This is a genomic window from Endozoicomonas sp. SESOKO1, from assembly GCF_024606265.1.
Lineage (GTDB): Bacteria > Pseudomonadota > Gammaproteobacteria > Pseudomonadales > Endozoicomonadaceae > Endozoicomonas.
Window position 1 is genome coordinate 1 of record NZ_JAHHPP010000237.1, and the last position, 1,922, is coordinate 1,922.

3 protein-coding genes and 1 tRNA gene are annotated in these 1,922 nt (G+C 49.3%); 3 read left to right on the top strand and 1 reads right to left on the bottom strand.

Going from position 1 to position 1,922, the window contains the following annotated elements:
- Positions 1-182: hypothetical protein (locus KDK13_RS10550; RefSeq protein ID WP_257284937.1), on the top strand; the 182-nt coding region annotated here is incomplete at its 5' end.
- A 29-nt stretch (positions 183-211) separates the two neighbouring features.
- On the opposite strand, the gene KDK13_RS10555 is transcribed toward KDK13_RS10550, so the two are convergent.
- A complete protein-coding gene (locus KDK13_RS10555) occupies positions 212-550 on the bottom strand; it encodes a high-potential iron-sulfur protein (RefSeq protein WP_257284938.1) in 339 nt (112 codons plus the stop codon).
- 263 nt (positions 551-813) lie between these two features.
- Here KDK13_RS10555 and KDK13_RS10560 point away from each other — a divergent pair, with 263 nt between their 5' ends.
- Positions 814-1,776: an MBL fold metallo-hydrolase gene (locus tag KDK13_RS10560; RefSeq protein WP_257284939.1), complete on the top strand. Its 963-nt coding sequence runs from the start codon at positions 814-816 to the stop codon at positions 1,774-1,776.
- Between the two features lie 74 nt (positions 1,777-1,850).
- A tRNA-Phe gene (locus KDK13_RS10565) sits at positions 1,851-1,922 on the top strand.

Consider the following 1,922-nt stretch of genomic DNA (forward strand, 5'->3'; position numbering starts at 1 on the left):
ATCCCCACCACATCCGGCCAATAACAGGGCAGAAGAAACAGCGACAGCAAGGGCTGCCTGCTTTGCATGAAATGTCGTCACGTCTTAATTTCCAACAACTTATCTGTGAAAAAATATCTGTGAAAAAAGCGGCGCCATTCTCTTTTTGTTGGTGGTGTTTGTATAGCGACGCTGACAAATAAACGACATTTTATTGATATTAATCAACCCGTCATGCAGGTTTTGGCACCCAGGCCTTACACCACCCTTCCGGTGCTACGGAGTTTGCCGGGAATAGCCTGCAACCCTGGTTTTCAGGGGTATAGAGCGCACAATTTTCACACTTTCGCCCTTCCTGATAGCCATCTATGGATTTGGCGGCTTCCTGTGTTTTCTTGTAGGCGAGTCCCATGGCAGTAGGGTTTGACTCATCCAGGGCCGGGAGTGCATCAGCCCGGGCCTGACGACTGGGAATATAAAGCATGGGAATAAGCGCAGAAGCAGCGGCCAGTTGTAAAAACCGACGCCGGGTGGGTCCTAGCTTTGCAGAACCAAACGATTTCTCAGACATGGGGTTACCTCATCGTACTTTTATGTTTTTTAAACCTGATGGCATCAGGGTTTAAAACTTTTTTATTTGTACGAGTCGGTATATATCACGGATCATGGGGAAAATCAGTTTTCCAGACATCAGAAAATTAACCGGGATCAATCGTTGGGCAGTTTTTTGAAACCCGGGGCTGAGTTTATTTGGCTATAGTGACTTTTAAAAAGTTGACTTGAGGATTCCCTCTATCAATAAACAATCAATTTTAAAATCGAAGGCTGAATACGGTGACTGATAAAGCGTTTGCCTCATCAGGGGATTGGGAACCCAGAAAAGAGACACTTGATGTGCTTGCAGACGGTGTTTATGCCTTTACGGCCGAAGGTGACCCTAATGTCGCGGCTATTGAGGCAGAAGACTTCCTGATTGCTTTTGAGGCCCGGGCAACCCCCAGGGCCGCGTCTGACTGGTTAAATGAACTCAGAAAGCATACGACGAAGCCTGTTAAATATCTGGTGTTGTCCCACTACCATGCGGTTCGTGTACTGGGTGCATCTGCCTTCTCAGCCGACACGATTATCACCCATGAAAACACCCGGTTCCTGATCGAAGAGCGCGGTATGGATGACTGGGAAAGTGAGTTTCGTCGAATGCCCAGGCTGTTTAGGGAACCCGGGGGAATTCCGGGACTGACTTATCCTGATATGGTGTTTAACGATCGATTGGAAATCCCTCTGGGTGGGCGTCGGGGAAGCCTGGTGCTTGAATACTGTGGACGGGGTCATACGGCTGGTGATATCTGTGCCTGGTTGCCTCAAGATAAAATTCTGTTTACTGGTGACCTGGTTGAAGCACAGGCAGCACTCTATACCGGTGATGCTTTTCATTTTGACTGGTCCACTACCACGCTGGATAAGATAAAGGCTTACGGTGCCGAGACGCTGGTCGGTGGCCGGGGGACTGTCGTGTATGGTCGGGAGCAGGTTGATGCCGCCATTGAGCAAAGCCGCACTTTCCTCAAGACCATGATTGATCAGGCAGGGACCGTTTATAAAAACAGGGGAACGGTAAAAGAAGCCTTTGTCGCATGCCATAAAAGCCTGGCTCCCCGCTATGGCGGCTGGCCCATTTTTGAGCACTGCCTGCCATTTGACATTCAGCGCCTCTGGGATGAGTTTGATGGTATCGACTGGCCGAGAATCTGGACTGCTGAGCGGGATCAGGAAGTTTGGGATCAACTGCAGGGTTGATAATTTATATATGACTTGACTCTACGGAGTGAAATCCGTTTAATACGCATCGTCTTCGTAGTTGTATGAAGAGCGCCTGGGTAGCTCAGTTGGTAGAGCAGCGGATTGAAAATCCGCGTGTCGGTGGTTCGATTCCGCCCCTAGGC